At 35.2% G+C, this 15672-nt stretch carries 17 protein-coding genes and 2 pseudogenes; 15 read left to right on the forward strand and 4 right to left on the reverse strand.

From position 1 onward, the window contains the following. Nucleotides 1-340, forward strand: a pseudogene (locus UC75_RS19395) (hypothetical protein); the annotation flags it as partial. Between the two features lie 2 nt (nt 341-342). Further along, entirely contained in the window at nt 343-1047 is a 705-nt protein-coding gene (locus tag UC75_RS00310; RefSeq protein WP_049836307.1) for a hypothetical protein, read from the forward strand. 116 nt (nt 1048-1163) lie between these two features. Here UC75_RS00310 and UC75_RS00315 read toward each other — a convergent pair whose 3' ends face one another. Next, a complete protein-coding gene (locus tag UC75_RS00315; protein WP_049836308.1) occupies nt 1164-2066 on the reverse strand; it encodes a LysR family transcriptional regulator in 903 nt (300 codons plus the stop codon). Nucleotides 2067-2178: 112 nt separating this feature from the next. On the opposite strand from UC75_RS00315, the gene UC75_RS00320 reads away from it, so the two are divergent. From UC75_RS00320 to UC75_RS00360, 8 genes are all read left to right on the forward strand, one after another. Beyond that, the gene (locus UC75_RS00320; RefSeq protein WP_049836309.1) at nt 2179-2595 is read left to right on the forward strand and encodes a GlcG/HbpS family heme-binding protein; all 417 of its coding nucleotides are present in this window, start codon (nt 2179-2181) and stop codon (nt 2593-2595) included. Beyond that, nucleotides 2592-3374: an SDR family oxidoreductase gene (locus UC75_RS00325; protein WP_049836310.1), complete on the forward strand. Its 783-nt coding sequence runs from the start codon at nt 2592-2594 to the stop codon at nt 3372-3374. Before UC75_RS00320 ends, UC75_RS00325 begins: the two co-directional genes overlap by 4 nt. Before the next feature lie 89 nt (nt 3375-3463). Continuing rightward, complete coding sequence (locus UC75_RS00330; RefSeq protein WP_049836311.1) at nt 3464-4501, forward strand: FUSC family protein; 1038 nt, start codon at nt 3464-3466, stop codon at nt 4499-4501. Nucleotides 4502-4869: 368 nt separating this feature from the next. Beyond that, entirely contained in the window at nt 4870-5574 is a 705-nt protein-coding gene (locus UC75_RS00340) for a hypothetical protein (protein WP_049836312.1), read from the forward strand. Nucleotides 5575-5715: 141 nt separating this feature from the next. Further along, complete coding sequence (locus UC75_RS00345) at nt 5716-6033, forward strand: hypothetical protein (protein ID WP_049836313.1); 318 nt, start codon at nt 5716-5718, stop codon at nt 6031-6033. A 315-nt stretch (nt 6034-6348) separates the two neighbouring features. Next, entirely contained in the window at nt 6349-6543 is a 195-nt protein-coding gene (locus UC75_RS00350; protein ID WP_034591023.1) for a hypothetical protein, read from the forward strand. A 252-nt stretch (nt 6544-6795) separates the two neighbouring features. Next, on the forward strand, nt 6796-7254 hold the full coding sequence (locus UC75_RS00355; protein ID WP_049836314.1) for a hypothetical protein: 459 nt from the start codon (nt 6796-6798) through the stop codon (nt 7252-7254). A 314-nt stretch (nt 7255-7568) separates the two neighbouring features. After that, nucleotides 7569-7913 (forward strand): hypothetical protein, encoded by a 345-nt coding sequence (locus UC75_RS00360; protein ID WP_049837320.1) that lies wholly within the window; start codon nt 7569-7571, stop codon nt 7911-7913. 35 nt (nt 7914-7948) lie between these two features. Here UC75_RS00360 and UC75_RS00365 read toward each other — a convergent pair whose 3' ends face one another. Genes UC75_RS00365 through UC75_RS00375 form a run of 3 tightly spaced genes read right to left on the reverse strand, consistent with a single transcriptional unit; the run spans nt 7949 to nt 11262 of the window. Next, complete coding sequence (locus UC75_RS00365) at nt 7949-8893, reverse strand: alpha/beta hydrolase (RefSeq protein WP_049836315.1); 945 nt, start codon at nt 8891-8893, stop codon at nt 7949-7951. Nucleotides 8894-8914: 21 nt separating this feature from the next. Further along, nucleotides 8915-10411 carry a flavin-containing monooxygenase gene (locus UC75_RS00370; RefSeq protein WP_049836316.1) on the reverse strand — a complete coding sequence of 499 codons (1497 nt, stop codon included), beginning with the start codon at nt 10409-10411 and terminating at the stop codon, nt 8915-8917. A gap of 11 nt (nt 10412-10422) precedes the next feature. After that, a complete protein-coding gene (locus UC75_RS00375) occupies nt 10423-11262 on the reverse strand; it encodes an SDR family oxidoreductase (RefSeq protein WP_049836317.1) in 840 nt (279 codons plus the stop codon). 126 nt (nt 11263-11388) lie between these two features. Between UC75_RS00375 and UC75_RS00380 the strand changes: the two genes are divergently transcribed. The 5 genes and pseudogenes from UC75_RS00380 to UC75_RS19400 all read left to right on the forward strand — a co-directional run. After that, entirely contained in the window at nt 11389-12027 is a 639-nt protein-coding gene (locus UC75_RS00380) for a TetR/AcrR family transcriptional regulator (RefSeq protein WP_049836318.1), read from the forward strand. 85 nt (nt 12028-12112) lie between these two features. Next, nucleotides 12113-13057 carry a DUF4424 family protein gene (locus tag UC75_RS00385; RefSeq protein ID WP_049836319.1) on the forward strand — a complete coding sequence of 315 codons (945 nt, stop codon included), beginning with the start codon at nt 12113-12115 and terminating at the stop codon, nt 13055-13057. A gap of 92 nt (nt 13058-13149) precedes the next feature. Continuing rightward, nucleotides 13150-13947: an SDR family NAD(P)-dependent oxidoreductase gene (locus tag UC75_RS00390; protein ID WP_049836320.1), complete on the forward strand. Its 798-nt coding sequence runs from the start codon at nt 13150-13152 to the stop codon at nt 13945-13947. A gap of 126 nt (nt 13948-14073) precedes the next feature. After that, complete coding sequence (gene mumR / locus UC75_RS00395; protein ID WP_005303905.1) at nt 14074-14985, forward strand: LysR family transcriptional regulator MumR; 912 nt, start codon at nt 14074-14076, stop codon at nt 14983-14985. 340 nt (nt 14986-15325) lie between these two features. Next, nucleotides 15326-15672, forward strand: a pseudogene (locus UC75_RS19400) (hypothetical protein); the annotation flags it as partial.

Genomic DNA, 15672 nt, shown 5'->3' on the forward strand with positions numbered 1-15672 from the left:
AAATTCAATTAATGATGAGATATACATTAACGATCTGAATGGATTAAGTTCATTTTACACTTGGAATGGTGAACATAAAGAAATGAAAGATGTCTTAAATAAATATGTAGACTATTCATATTTTGGTAATAAGGGCATTCGTGGACTATGTTTAAAGCTTATGTTTGTACAACAATATAATCAAAAAATTCAGCAAAAAAATTATTCTTCACCAAGGCTATTGGCATCAAAAAATATCAATCAACGTTATCTAGAAATTATATCTCCATGGTTAGGTGACATGAAGGCTTTTGACGAGTTTTATAAAGCTAAGCACATGATTCCAAATTGTAAGATATAGATATGGCCTCTAAAAACTTTCTGTCTACTATTACATTGAAAAGTAAGGAGAACAAAGGAAATATAGCTATATGTTCTATTCTTTTTATTATTCCTTTATTTGTATTTCCTGCTTATCCTAAAAATGAATGGCAGTACGAGCTATATCAATACATCACACAAACTATGCATGTGACTGTTGGTACGAAAGGCCCATTACCGTTTTTTACGATTCTTTATAGCCTTTATATAACCATAGTCATGTTCTTTGTTGGTTGTGTTATCTGCTATTTTTTTATTAAAAAATATGGGGTTAATAAATCTTATCAAGAAGAAATTTATAAAATATTTTTTAAAGCCGAATTTGAATCTTCAAAAAAATACCTTTGGTTAGAGAAACCTTTAATCAAAAAGACATTAGTCTCAAGTTTATTTGCCCTATGTTTTATTATCGGAATTTTTCACTTTATTGAGGATGATATTACTCAGCAGAGACCCCGACGTAGAGGTGGGCTTATAGTACTTGGGTATAAATACAGAGTGGGAGTGATGATATGGGAAATCATCATAACTGTATTTAGTATATTTCCTATTTTTTATTTTGGTCTTTTATTTCTATATATCATTAATTATTTTTTTCGCGGGTTCGGTACGGGTAAGGTAGCTGTTCCTATGTCTGTGCCAAGCAAAAAAAAGCGAAGTAAAAGAATTTTAAATAAGAATAACTAGTGTTTTTTAGTCCAATATTTATTCTTAACAAAAGTCGTATATTTCCATACGGCTTTCTTTAAGACTGAAAAATACTTTTAAGCAAGGCTATTGAATTATATGTCTTTTGAAAAAAGTTAAGGTTGGATTGGCTTGAGTTTTCTCTTTATATATTCAATGGCCTGAGTCACTTTTGCTGATTTCGTATTTTTCTGCGTAGTAACTGCCCATATGTTCATGGTTCCAACATTCCAGTCATCGAGTACTTTAACGAGTTTACCCTCTGATAATGCTTGTTCCGCTTCAAATGTACTTAAACAACAAACACCATAGCCTTGTTCACACATTTTATGAAGAATTAAAGTATTGTTGGTCAGGTACTTGGGCTTAATTTCCGCATAGTAACTTGTGTAAGTTGATTCATGAAAAAAATATTTTTGAATCATCGTATCGTTAGTTGCATATTGTAAATGTAGCCAGTTTTCATCACCTAACTCATTAGGATGAGTGGGCGTTCCATGTTTTTCTACCCAAGCAGGGGAAGCATACAGTTTCATATGCATTTCAGAGATTTTGTGAGCAATAAATGAAGAGCTTGGCATTTCCCCAACACGTATAGCCAAATCAATCCGTTCTGTAATCAAATCGATATATTGATCTTGAACCTGAATGTTTAAATTAAGGTGTGGTAGAGCCTGAGACCAGTCTTTTAAGCTTTCTATAAAATAATTAGATAAACCGACTGGTGCTGAAATTCGTAACTCTCCAAAAGGTTCTTTTTTTTCGGTATCTAATAATGCTTGAGCATTTTCTGCTGCTTGAGCAACTTGTTTGCAATAAAAATAATATCGCTGTCCAATTTCGGTTAAAGATAATTTTCTTGTTGAGCGATGTATTAAGGTAATTCCACTAATTTTTTCTAAATATCGAATTTGTTGACTTACAGCAGATGGGGACATATTGAGAATTCTTGCCGCACCACTCATCGATCCTTGTTCCACTACTTTAGTAAAAATAACCATACGTTTGTAATGATCCATTTTGAACCCTGGCTTCAAGCTGTTTGAACTTCAAAGCTACTATTATGAACTTACTTATTCAAATACTATTTTTATGAATCAAGAAGAGTATTCGATGGGAAGGTAAATTTTTATGAAACATATTTGGGCAAAGAAAATGATTTCATTCGCAGTAGATTTAGCCAGTCAACAGCAACTCAGCTTTTGTTTTGCAATCTATGATGAATCTGCAAATTTACTTGCTTTCCAAAGAATGGATCATTCAATGCTAGGGTCAATTGACCTTGCTTTGATGAAAGCTAAAACAGCGTGCTTATTTCGGACAGAAACTCAAGAGCTTGGACAGCTATCACAACCGAATATGCCCATTTGGTCTATAGAGTTTAGCAACGGAGGCCTAAGTACAATCGCTGGTGGTGTGCCACTTCTAAATCAGGCTGGAGAGTTTATAGGAAGTATAGGTGTCTCTGGTGGAACAGCAGAACAAGATAAAGAAATGGCACAAATGTGTTCAGAATATTTTCTAAAAAATGTAGGGTTTACGCAATGAAAAAAGTATTAGTAACTGGTGCTGGAACTGGATTAGGAAAATTAATGGCAATTGCGCTTGCTAAGGCAGGTAATCAGGTAATTGCTTCAGTTTACGCCGTATCTGAAATAGAAAGCTTAAAAGAATTCGCAGTAAAGCAAAATGTTAATTTAACAGTTGAAAAGCTAGATATTTCGAATGCACAAGATCGAGAAAGGGCAGCCACTTGGAATGTCGATGTACTGATTAATAATGCAGGTATCGCAGAAACTGGTCCATTAGCAGAAATACCAATGGAACATTTTAAAAGAAACTTTGAGGTCAATGTTTTCTCAGCTTTAGCTTTAACGCAAAGCATTATTCAAAATATGGTGAAATCTAATATTGCTGGACAGATCATTTTTATTTCATCTGTTGCAGGGTTAATCACAAAAGCATTAACAGGTCCGTACTGCGCAACAAAACATGCCATAGAGGCAATGGCAGAAGTCTTGAGTGAGGAACTCAAAGACTACAATATTAAGGTGACGGTCGTTAATCCTGGGCCTTACGACACTGGCTTCAATGATGCTCAAATGCTAGAAATGAAAAAATGGTACGATCCAAAGAAAAACTTTACCCAGTTGACTGAAGACAACTTCAAATTTCCTTTAGAACAGTATAGTCCTGAGGAACTTATTGAGCGTATTGTAAAAGTTGTGTCGGGTGAGGTGAAGTTATTTAGAAACTTATTACCTGAGAGTTTTGTTGATATTGTAAAAGACTATCAGGCTGATTTGTGGGTTAAAGAAAGTAATTAAAAAAGGGCTGTTCCTCTAGTTAAGTTAGTGGAACAGCTTTTAACTCAACATTCCGCATATACCTTACTTAATTTTATTTGGTAATAATGATGAGTAGATTTATCAAAATATTAAAACAAGAATTAATAGGATTATTTTTACTACAAAAAAGTGATCGGACTTGGGAACTTCCTTTAACAGCAGCCTTAGCAACAAGTTTGCCAATTTTTTTGGCTATATATTTTGGACATATTGAATACGGTTTGATCTCAAGTTTGGGGGGAATGATATTTCTATATACGCCGAATAATACACCTTTACACTACCGTTTTTTAACAATGACCTGTGCAACAGTGGGCATTAGTTTTAGCTATTTAGTCGGTTTACTGAGTCACTCATTAGAGTTGCCTTTATTTATTGTTTTTTCTCTGATGACATTTGCTATTTTGGTGATATGCCGATTTTTTAGAGTAGGTCCACCTAGTGGATTATTCTTTATTATTGCATTAAGTGTTGGCACAAACTCGAATATAGCGATTTCACAAATTCCATTTAATGTGGGAATGATGTTTTTGGGTGCACTATTTGCAAGCTTTTTAGCTATGATTTATAGCGTATGTATGTTGCACAAAAAGAAAGAAAAATTATCTACACCTTCTTTTAATTATGATTTTAGCTATGTAATTAGTGAATCTATTATTATTGCTTTATTTGTCGGTATAGCAGTCTTTTTTTCTAAAATATTTGAGTTAAAAAATTATTATTGGGTTTCTGTAAGCTGTTTGATCGTATTACAACAGACTAATTTTAGAGATGTTTTTAGTAAAATTTTACATCGTGTACTTGGTACAATGATTGGTGGAGGGGTTACAGTTTTAATATTGTCTCAACTATTAAATGGATGGGGCATTGCTATAGCTGTGATGTTGTTAATGTTTATTGTTGAATATTTTATTACAAGGAATTATGCATTAGCCGTTATTTTTATTACCCTTTTAACTATTTTACAAGCCGAAGCGAATACTTTAATTTTAGAGAGTGCTCATTTTGATTTGTATTCAATAGCCTTTACCAGATTTATAGATGTATTGCTGGGGTGCTTTATTGGTTTAGTTGGTGGATATATTATACATAACCGAATGTCTTAATTTTAAAATCTTTTATTCTTAGCAAATATCGAAAATTATTTAAAAATCAAAAAGCTCAAAATCATTTTAAGTCTTTGTTCCAAAGATCAGCCTATCGCTTAGATTGTCACTAAATTTTAACTTGATATTTAACAAAGGTAATTTTAGAATCCGTCCAACTAATTTTTAGGAGCTTCAATGTGAGTACTTGCTCGAGTGACAATAGTCGATCGGTAATAGTCTAAGTATCCACTGAAGTCCTTTCAGACCTCTTTTTGTGGATGCAAGAAGAGGTTTTTTTATTTTCATCTTTTCATTTCTATTATGAACCCATGATTTATTCATGACGGGTTGCAGTACTTGCATGTGCTCCATAACTTATGGGGGTGATGCCAGTGTTATTTACTTTAAAGAAACGCTCACTTATTTCTGGTTTCTGTTTACTCGCATTATCTAACGCTAGCCATTGTGGACGACCAATGGTTGTTGACGATGCTGCTCTTGTTTCTCCAAAAACTTGCCAACTAGAAACATGGATGCAGCATAACCCTGACAGCAAAGAATATTGGGCAACGCCAGCCTGTAATTTTGGTGGAAATTTTGAATTTTCGGTAGGGATGGGAAGAGTAAACGATGATGCTGAGCACGTCAGTTATGCAACTTTTCAAGGTAAAACCTTATTAAAACCCTTAGAAACTAATGATTGGGGAGTCGGCTTTTCTTTTGGCACTCAAATCAATACCAAAGATTCTTCAAAAAAAGATTGGACGGTTAATGTTCCATTAAGTGTTTCTACATTGGATGATAAATTTTTAATCCATACCAATATTGGTTGGCTGCGTGAAAATGCTACGCATAGAAACCAGACCACGTGGGGAATTGGAACTGAAACACAACTTGCTAACCCATTAACGCTCACAGCCGAAGTATATGGTAATGACCGAAATAACTGCTTTTATCAAACAGGTTTTAAATACATGATCTATAAGGACCATGTGCAATTAGATGCAAGTTATGGTAATCAAATGTCTCATCACGATAATGCTTTTTTCTCCGTGGGATTTGTATTTCTAACAAAGCCGTTTTTACCTTAATGGTTTATATGTATCTAAACCTATCAATAAATGTGACAGAATCTAACTTTTTATATCATGTAAATACCGCTATCTTGATTGGGCTTGAACACAACATCTTAAAGTGTTCCTCTTTTAGTTAGATTTTTAGGTATTTAAAAAATGAATAAAATGCACGTAACTTTAGCGGTAATTATTGGCTTAATTGTTGGCGGTGTAATAGGCGCTCTAGGTTACTCTAAAACTGCTGCACGTTATGACGCAATGACTACAGCCTGTGTCATAGTAAATCAAGCGGTTGAACATGGTATCTTGAAACCAAAACAAGTGAAAGAACTTGGTGAGCTAACAGGCCAAAGCCTTAAACAAGATTATGAGTCAGTTGCATCCAAATTTAAATTCTCTGAAAAGCAATTAGGTAATGCATCTGAAGGTTCTCATTGCAGTCAGTTTATTGTTGGGGTAAATGCCGCAAAATAACCATTAGAAAGCCCACTGTTTGTGGGCTTTTTGATTTCATTCTTTATAATTTTCACAATACTTTTATTAGAGTTTAATTATGCTTATTGTTTTTATTATCTTAGCGGTCTTCTTGGTTCTTGCACTTTTAACTAAATTTACTAAATAAAATTCTATATGTTTGTACTTTCTAAAACCTGCTTGTAAGAGGTTATGATCGGCTACAAGATCAACTGAACATATGATCTATAAACTGCTATAATAATGATCAAAGTAAAATCTAAGCTTGCTCTAAAGGCAGGCTTTTTATATGTGCAGGCAAATCTGCTAGGAAATATGAAACGTTATTTAAAACCAACTCAATCAACAACTTCCACTTGGACCACAGAGCAAGACTGCTTCTTGATCGAAAATAACTTTCTTTCAATTCAGGAACTCATTGAACAGTTACCTTTTTCTGAAGAAGAGATACGAGTGCGTCGAGCTGTTCTTGGTTTAGTTCGACGTGATAAGCAAATGAAAACATATTAATTTTACCAAATGATAAAAAATAATATGAAAGTAAATATTTCTAATTATCTCTATTCAACCATTCATTTTGCGGATGAGTTATCAAAACCATAATTTTTTTCGGTATTTATTTGGTGCGAATTACATAAGTAGTCAACTACTTACAAACAACTCCAATAAGGCTACCTTTAATTACATTACTTTAAGCATAATCAAAGTCAGAAAACATTCATAGATCAGCACTTTATAACAATAGTACGGAGAGAGAGGTTAATGCCAAAGTATCTAGCTGTAGCCGAAAAGGTTTATAAAAATATTAAAAAAGATAGCTTATTCACTGATGACATTACTCAGAACCTTAACTGTTTAATTAGTCAGATTCGAAAAGCCATCAAAGGAACGGAGTTTAAGCTCAAATACAACTATATAGACTTTGAAGAAAACTTAACGAAACCGTTAAGTGAGTGCAAGGTCCAGATTGATTTGAGTGTAATGCCTAAGTTCGCAAATGAAGGTGAATATCTCCTTTGGTTAGCTGGTTTTATCGAGCGAATCACTGAAGGGGGAAAACCTAAATTACCGCCAATTTCACAATTTTTACCACCAGGTTTTAAAATGTCGAAAGATGCGTTTCCTGTGACTGTTGCTCCTGTAAAAGAAGAGCATGCAGACATGATTATCAATTATTTCAAATCTGAGGATTTTATTAAAACTAATAAAACTCCTTCATAAAAGAATATAGAAGTGAACGTCCACCTTGCTTCTATATACTGCTGGTTTTAAAGTTCAGCGACCGCCTTCTGGGGCGGTTTTTTTTACTCATAAATCAAGACTGAGTTAACTTCTCTTTTTTGAGTAAAAGCGTATTTTCGAGAATATTAAATGTATATAAATATACTCAGGATTAACTAATTTTTATAGATAACAATATTTTAGCTGTATTTTTTAATAAAGAGAAATATACACTTTTCACACAAGTAACGTGCCAAGTAACGCAATTAAACATTTAGCTGTTCATAATCTTTAAAAAAAGAGAGATGAATGATATGAATGAAAATGCAGAGCTTATAAAATATATAGACGTTGCTGAAAACGTCTATGAAAATGTCTATGAGAACAACCAAGTTTCAAATAATTTGATTGTTAACCTTAACCGCATTATGGCGGAAATAAAAAAGCAGGCCGAAGAAAAAAACCTGAGGTTGAAATATAAATCGATCGATTTTGAATATTGCTTGAGTTTGCCTTTAGCAGATAGAGATATAAAAGTTGACCTCAGTTTGATTCCTCACTTTGAACACCGTGACGAGTGCATTTTATGGCTAACGAACTTTATTGGAAAAATCAGTGTGCCTAAAAAGATGACGAAGCAAAAACTGAGTTTTAATTAATTTTAAAGAACCGTTTTAAAATAGAAATAAGCAATTTAATGAATTTTTGTGTTGGCTAATATTTTATTAATGAAATGACCAATCTCATCTAAAGCTTGATCTGACTTTTTAATAAAGCGATTAAACATTTGAAAGTTATGCCACATATTTTCATAGATAGAGAGTTCTGTGGTGATATCGAACTCTTGCGCACGCTTAGCCAGCTTAATTGCGTCATCAACTAAAATTTCTTCACTACCTGCTTGAATTAATAAAGGTGGAAGATTTTTAAGATTGGCAAAAAGTGGAGAGATACGTGGATCATTTGCTTTAAATTTTCCATGGTAACCTTCACCACCACGTTTTAATGCATAGCTTTTTATCATAGGGTCGCGGTCAATATTATTATGTATAGAAGGCGAACTTAGTGTGATATCAACATATGGCGATATCATAATTATTCCGGCTGGCAGCTTCTGCTCGCGATCTCGAAGTTCAATTGCCAAAGCTAAAGCTAAGGCACATCCACCCGAATCTCCTCCAAGAAAAATCTGGTCAGCCTTCCAGCCTTCATTTATTAAATATTGATAAAAAGATTTAACATCATCTAATGCAGCAGGATAGGGATGTTCAGGAGCACGTCGATAATCAAGCATATAAACTTTTACATTCGCTCTTGCTGCAAACTCAGAAGATAACGCTCTATGTGTTCTTGAGGAACCAGCGAAAAAAGCGCCTCCATGACAATGTAGTAATACTCCTTGAACTGGTGTATTGGGTGTTGCAACTTCGGCCTTAATCTCATTAAAGTTTTGAGAATCTTTAATTTTGATTTTATTTATTTTTACATCAGTTCTAGGTTTAAAAATTGTTGAGCCTACTTCCATTGCACCCCGTAAAATAGGCAATGGCAAAGGTAGGCCGCTAGCTAGTTTGAAACTTACTCGTAAACTAGTTTTTACTAAAGATTCAGATATTTGATCAAATATATTCTGTTCCATGATATTTTCCTTTCCCAGTTTTTAGCTTGCTTTTTGATTGCTATTAAATTGAGAATTGCTTTTAAATGAGACTATATAATCTTCAAGATTACATTTAGCCAAACGTGATCTCATTTCAAATGTGGTCCATGGCCATAAAGTACTGTTGCGCCCGTTTTGGTCAATGAAATAACTACGACACCCACCCGTATTCCAAACCGTATTTTTCAATGCGGCTTGTACTTCATCGTTATATTTATCTAAAACTTCTTTACGAATTTCGATGGTTGCAATCTCGTCTTTACGGACTTTTTTAAGTGTGTCAATGATATAGGCCAGTTGAGCCTCAATAATGATGAGAGCCGATGAGCTAACCGCAATATTCGGTCCAAACATGACAAAGGCATTTGGACAACTCTCTACAACTGTTCCCAAATAACCTTTAGCACTTCCTTGCCATACTTCATCCATAGTTTTCCCATTTTTATTTCGGATTTTTTTTGCAATTGGTGGGTTACTGACTTCAAATCCTGTACCAAAAATAATGGCATCGACTTCATGTTTTGTACCGTCACTTGCAATTAGAGTGTTTCCAACAATTTCTTTTACTCCACAAGGCAACACATTTACATTCGGCTGAGCTAATGCCGGATACCATTGATTTGACTGTAAAATTCGTTTACAGCCGATAGTAAAGTTGGGTGTGAGTTGTTCACGTAGAACAGGATCTTTCACTCCTAATTTAATATTCCATTTTGCTAATTTTTCAATTTGCTCGATAAGTTTAGGGTGATGCATGCTTGAATTAAGAGATTCAAAAATGCCGTATACTCCATATCGAATAAGTCGTTGCGTAATCGGAATAAGTTTAAATAAGGTATGTGTTAGTTTTGGCAGACTTTGGTCCATCTTTGGGAGAACCCATTGAGGTGTACGTTGAAACAAAACAAGCTTTTCAACTTTAGACTGTATTTCTGGTACAAATTGAATTGCTGAAGCACCTGCACCAATAACTGCTACCTTTTTTCCAGTTAAATCAAAACTGTGGTTCCATTCAGCAGAGTGGAAACTAATGCCTTTAAACGTTTTTATACCCTCAATTTTTGGAAGTACTGGCTCATGCATTGGACCGCCAGCCATAATCACAAACTTGGCATAAATAGGTCCTTGATTTGTTTTTATAACCCAATGTTTAGCTTGAGAGTCCCAAGCACTTTCAAGCATCTCATACCCGAAGCGGACATACTTCTCGACATCAAATTTTTTAGCTACATCTTGAATATATTCTTTAATTTCTTGTTGCTGTGCAAATACACGACTCCATTTTGGGTTGGGTGCAAATGAGTACGAATATAAAGCAGAAGGTACATCACATGCACAGCCTGGATAAGTATTTGCTCTCCACACGCCACCAATTTCATTTGCTTTTTCTAATACGACAAGATCAGTAAAACCAGCTTCCTTTAGTTTAATTGCAGCACCAATACCTGCAAAACCAGCACCAATAACAACGACTTGGAATTTTTCAAATTGATTCATAGTATTTATCCTTATTTTTGTTGAGCGAGTTGATTTAGGCGTTGGATATAAGATTTTCTGTCGTTTTGGTCTAATCCTTTTAAAATACGGTCATCACCAATTAATTTGCGAAAACCAGTATTAAGCCAGAATGGAATGAGGCCATATGCTTTAGGTGTGTGGGTCAGGTAATTAGGCACAGCAATTTCAGAAATTTTATGTTCAACAGCTTTGATAATTGCATCAGCTACATCTTGAGGTTCAACCGTGGGAATGGGTAATCCATCTCCTGTACCCGATGATAATTCTGTGGTCACTTTTGAAGGTAAAACTGCGGAAACACCAATAGGTGTATCTCTTAATTCTTGTTGCATCGCCGAGGTTAAACCCACTACAGCAAATTTGGTCGCACAATAAATGCTTGCTCCGGGAATAGGGTATTTACCAGCTAAAGATGCAACATTCACAATATGACCAGTTTGACGCTCAAGCATTTTAGGTAAAACTGCTTTCATGCCATGAATCACACCTCGTAAATTAATATCGATTTGCGCATCCGTAATGGCTTGAGTTTCTTCAATCATGGCACCCATAGGCATGATGCCGGCATTATTTATAAGAATATCTATAGGACCTAATTCTTTTTCTACTTGCTCTACAAATTCATGAAACGATTTTTGTAAGCGTACATCAAGGTAACCTCCATAACCTTGAACTTTAAAAGCAGCTTGTTTTGCTAATTCTAAATCAATATCTCCTATAGCAACCTTTGCACCCAATTTCCTGAAAGCGAATGCTGTGGCTAATCCTATGCCACGTCCGCCACCTGTAATCACAATAACCTTGTTCGAAAAAGCTGGTTTCTTGCTCATTTTTGTTCCTTTTCTTAGTCAAAAAAACACCAGTTCGGAATATAATGTCACCAACGGAATGAAGTGTCAATTTTTGATTTTAACGTTCTATCGTTTTTTCCATAAAGTTCTGATAAAATTTTTGATATGAATAATCAAACAACTCTCTCGCGTGCTGAACGCCAACGCCTTCAATTACAAGCAGAAATTATTGAAGCTGCCTTTCTTGAATTTTCTGAACGCGGTTATCATCAAACTGCGATTTCTGACATTGCAAAAAGGTTAGGGATAGGGCATGGAACTTTTTATCGTCATTTTGAGAATAAAAGGGATATTCTTGATAATGTAATTAGCGATACCATGTTAAAAATTACTGCTTTATTAGCTGATGAAAATGCACCTAATGCAGTATCTACACTTGATGATTATATTATTCAATGCGAAAGGATTTCTTCAAAGTTTCAAGAGTTTGCGATAGAAAATCCGAATACACTCCGTTTAATTTTATTAGAAGCTACTTCTATCGATAAAGAGATGAATGCTCAAATTAGTAACCTTCTGCAAGTAGGTGGACTTTTTACGGCAAACTATCTACAAAATGGAATAGATCGAGGTTATTTAAAATCTGACTTAGATACAAAAATGACAGGACACGCAGTTGTAGGAATGATTATTGCGGGTGCCTTGCAATTTTTATTGGCGAATCAAGACTCAAAATTTCTTAAACAATACAGTAAAGCAGCGATTGAACTTATGATGTCTGGAGTGGCTTCTAAAAGCGCTTAATTAAAAACGGTTTAGACTAGGTCTAGCTTATACTTTATTGCAGATAGACATTTCATAATTAGAAAATGATATAGAGCACTTTAAAATGAAAAAGCTTGCAATAACCTTTGCTGTTTTGGTTCAACTATCGACCTATGGCTTAGCCAATGATTCTACGGGTTACGTTGGTACAGGTGGGATTCAATATCTCAAAAATTCGCAGATTGCCATGCAAAGCGAAGATCTATTTATTAGTAAAAAACGAATTAAAGTCGATTATCTCTATAAAAACCTAAGCAATAAAGACGTCACTGAAACGATTTTATTTCCGCTACCACGCATTGATAATTTCTTTGAGTCTGACTTTGCTCATACTGAAGAGCTTTTAAAAAGTTTTAAGATTGTGGTGGATGGTAAAAATATTAAACCAGAAATGCACGTGCGAACGTTTATCCAAAAAGATGAGAAATCACCTCTGATTGATGCAACGGATGAGTTTAAGCAGTGCGGTTTTAGTGAAAAAGACATGCTTAATCCGTGGCTACGTAATAACTATGATTATGAGTACTATGTAGATAAGTTAAAGAAGTGTAATAAGCCACAAATACAGAAAATTTTAGCCAATTTTAAAAAAGATGATGTGATTCCGTGGTCATCTCAAGTGATCTACAGTTGGAAACAGACCTTTAAAGCCAATTGTTTGACTAAAATTCAGCATGAATATAAACCTTTGGTGGGTGGTTCAGTTGCTCTCTATCCAGACGAATATAACCAGCAATTTTGTATGGATAAACAATTTAAGCAGGGCTTAAAAAAAGCCAGTTCAGAAAATTCGCCGTTTAGTGCGCTAGGCTATATTTTGACGACGGGTGCAAATTGGGCAAAGCCGATTGAAAACTTTAAGTTAACCATTGAACGCGATAAAGACGAACTGGTTTCATTTTGTTGGGATGGACAGGTCAAAAAGATTAGCCCAACTCAATTTCAAATGACTAAAACCAAGTTTGTACCAAAGCGAGATTTAGATATTATTTTTGTCAAAGTTAGATAAGCTCATACAAACTCTAAACTGTATAAAATTGCATCACTCTTGATTGTGTGACATAACTTAATGATGGCACATAATAACAAGAGGATGCCGCAATGTTGCTTAAGGGAAAAGTGGCTGTCATTTTTGGAGGCAGTGGAGCAATTGGCACTGCAATTGCGAAGGTCTTTATTCGTGAAGGTGCACGTGTCTATTTGTGTGCAAGAGATTTAAATAAACTTCAAAATATTGCAGCACAACTACATCAACTTGGGGGCGTGGTTCATACGGCCAGCGTTGATGTGCTAGACAGTCAGTCAATCAATAGTACCGTGGCTCAAATTGTTCAAGATACAGGTGGACTAGATTTAGTCATCAATGCGACTAGTTTTATCCATAACCAAGGCAAAGAAATTTTGGAATTAAACTTTGAGGAATTCGTCGGGGGAATAAATCCATTTCTTACAGCTCAGTTTAATATTTCTAAAGCTGTGGTTCCTTATATGGGCGGTGAGCGTAACGGAACAATTATTTCTATTGTGGCACCTTCAGCTCGGATGGCAATACCGGGACACCTTGGGCATATTGTGGGCTGTGCCGGAATCGAAGCTTTTATTAAAGCACTTGCCAGTGAGTTAGGGCTTAAGAATATACGAGTACTGGGTGTCCGCTCACATGCAATTGTTGATGCTGTTCAAGCTGGTTCTTACACGCGTGAATTATTTGAGTCTAAAGCACAGGCAATGGGACTCAGCATAGGACAATGGCTTGAAGGTGCTGCTCAGGGTACTATGCTAAAGCGATTACCGACACTTTCACAAGTTGCAGAAACCGTTGCTTTTCTAGCATCGGAACATGCGAACTCAATGACAGCAACCGTGGTAAACATGACCGCTGGTGCAATAGTTGATTAGAACAGAGCTTGATATTAATGATAAAGATGTAAATCGATTCAAATAAAAATGAATAAATGGCTAGCCTAATCACGCTAAGAACTCCCATACTATAAAAGTAAAGGAATTTTTAAGACAGGATGAAACGTGAATTTAAAGAATCTTGAAGCATTTTATTGGGTTGTGACTTTAAATAGCTTCAATAAGGCTGCGACTAAATTGCAAACTACCCAGCCTGCGGTATCTCAAAAAATCACATCTCTTGAAAATGAATTAGGCTTTAAAGTTTTAGATCGAAACTATCGGCAGTTTAAACCGACTCATAAAGGCTTAACTTTATTTAAGTACGCCGAAAAATTTATGCGCCTAGAAACAGATCTGGTGGCTGAACTGACCGAAAATCAGCATCTAACTGGCACCATTCGTTTAGGCGTTTCCGAAACCATTGTGTATACGTGGTTGGTCGAATATATAGAAAAGGTTCAACAAGAGTTCCCAAAAATTTCAGTGGAAATTGTGGTAGACCTGACACCTAACTTACAAGAGGGTGTTCGAACAGGTGACTTGGACATGGCTTTTTTGCTTGGACCAACGTTGGCTTTTGAATGTATTGAACAGGCATTGTGTGATTTTGAATTAAGTTTCTTGGCTTCACCTTCATTTAAAGGCGGTGTAGCTCAAATGTCTTTTAAAACTTTAATGTCACATACCATTTTAACTTACCCAAAAATTACCTATCCCTATAAAGAATTGAAAGCCAGAATGAAAGAACAAGGAATTGATGAACCACTTTCAATTACCAGTTATTCATTAGCGACTTTATTGCGTTTAGCCGAGCAGGGCCTAGGTATTGCTGTGGTGCCGACCTTAACGGCGCTAAAAGAAATTACCGACGGACGACTAGAAATATTAAATACACCCATTCAGTTAAAGACGTTTCATTTCACCTCAATCTACATTCAAGGAAATGATGTTGCTTTGAAAGAAAAACTAACCGAAGTTGCCGTTAGGGTGTCGGAAAGTGCCATGAAAAGCCTCAATGAGAAAATCCAAAAATAAGCGATACCTTTATTTCTCATAAAATATTTTTTCTTATTTTAAATAGGCTGCTTGCGTGTAAAGTCATAAAAGCAGCTTATCTCATTCAATAAGTAAAACTTATCCTGCTTTTTTAATAAAACATAAACCTTTTAAAATCAAGTGCTTGAGTTTTTAATTTTATGTAAAAAGTCTTATTGTCCGTAGGGTTTAGCTATGTTTTTATTTTAGATACAAGATTTGATCACCGATTGTGCTGATTGGGGAACAGGGAATCTTTGTCATTTTAAAGGATTAAAGAATATTGTTTGGGAAAAATGATGTTCTTGGTTCAACCTGAAAATAGCGTTGTTAAGCTCAAATGGATGAGGAACGCATTAATATGTCTTTACTGAAATCTTCTTTTTTATCAGATCGCCAATGGGCCATTGTAGCCTCAATCTTTATGATGGCGACCTCTGCAATGGGGCCAGGATTTTTAACCCAAACTGCTGTATTTACAGTCAAGTTAGGTGCAGCATTCGGCTTTGCAATTTTAGTTTCCATTCTGATTGATTATGTAGTTCAACAAAATATTTGGCGAGTGGTCACACTTACTCAAATGCGTGCATCAGACATTGCTAATAAAGCATTACCGGGTAGTGGTTATTTACTGGCGTTTCTGGTGATTTTGGGTGGTTTTTTCTTTAGTGTCGGTAATATTGCAGG

The organism is Acinetobacter sp. V2, from assembly GCF_001188385.1.
GTDB lineage: Bacteria > Pseudomonadota > Gammaproteobacteria > Pseudomonadales > Moraxellaceae > Acinetobacter > Acinetobacter oleivorans.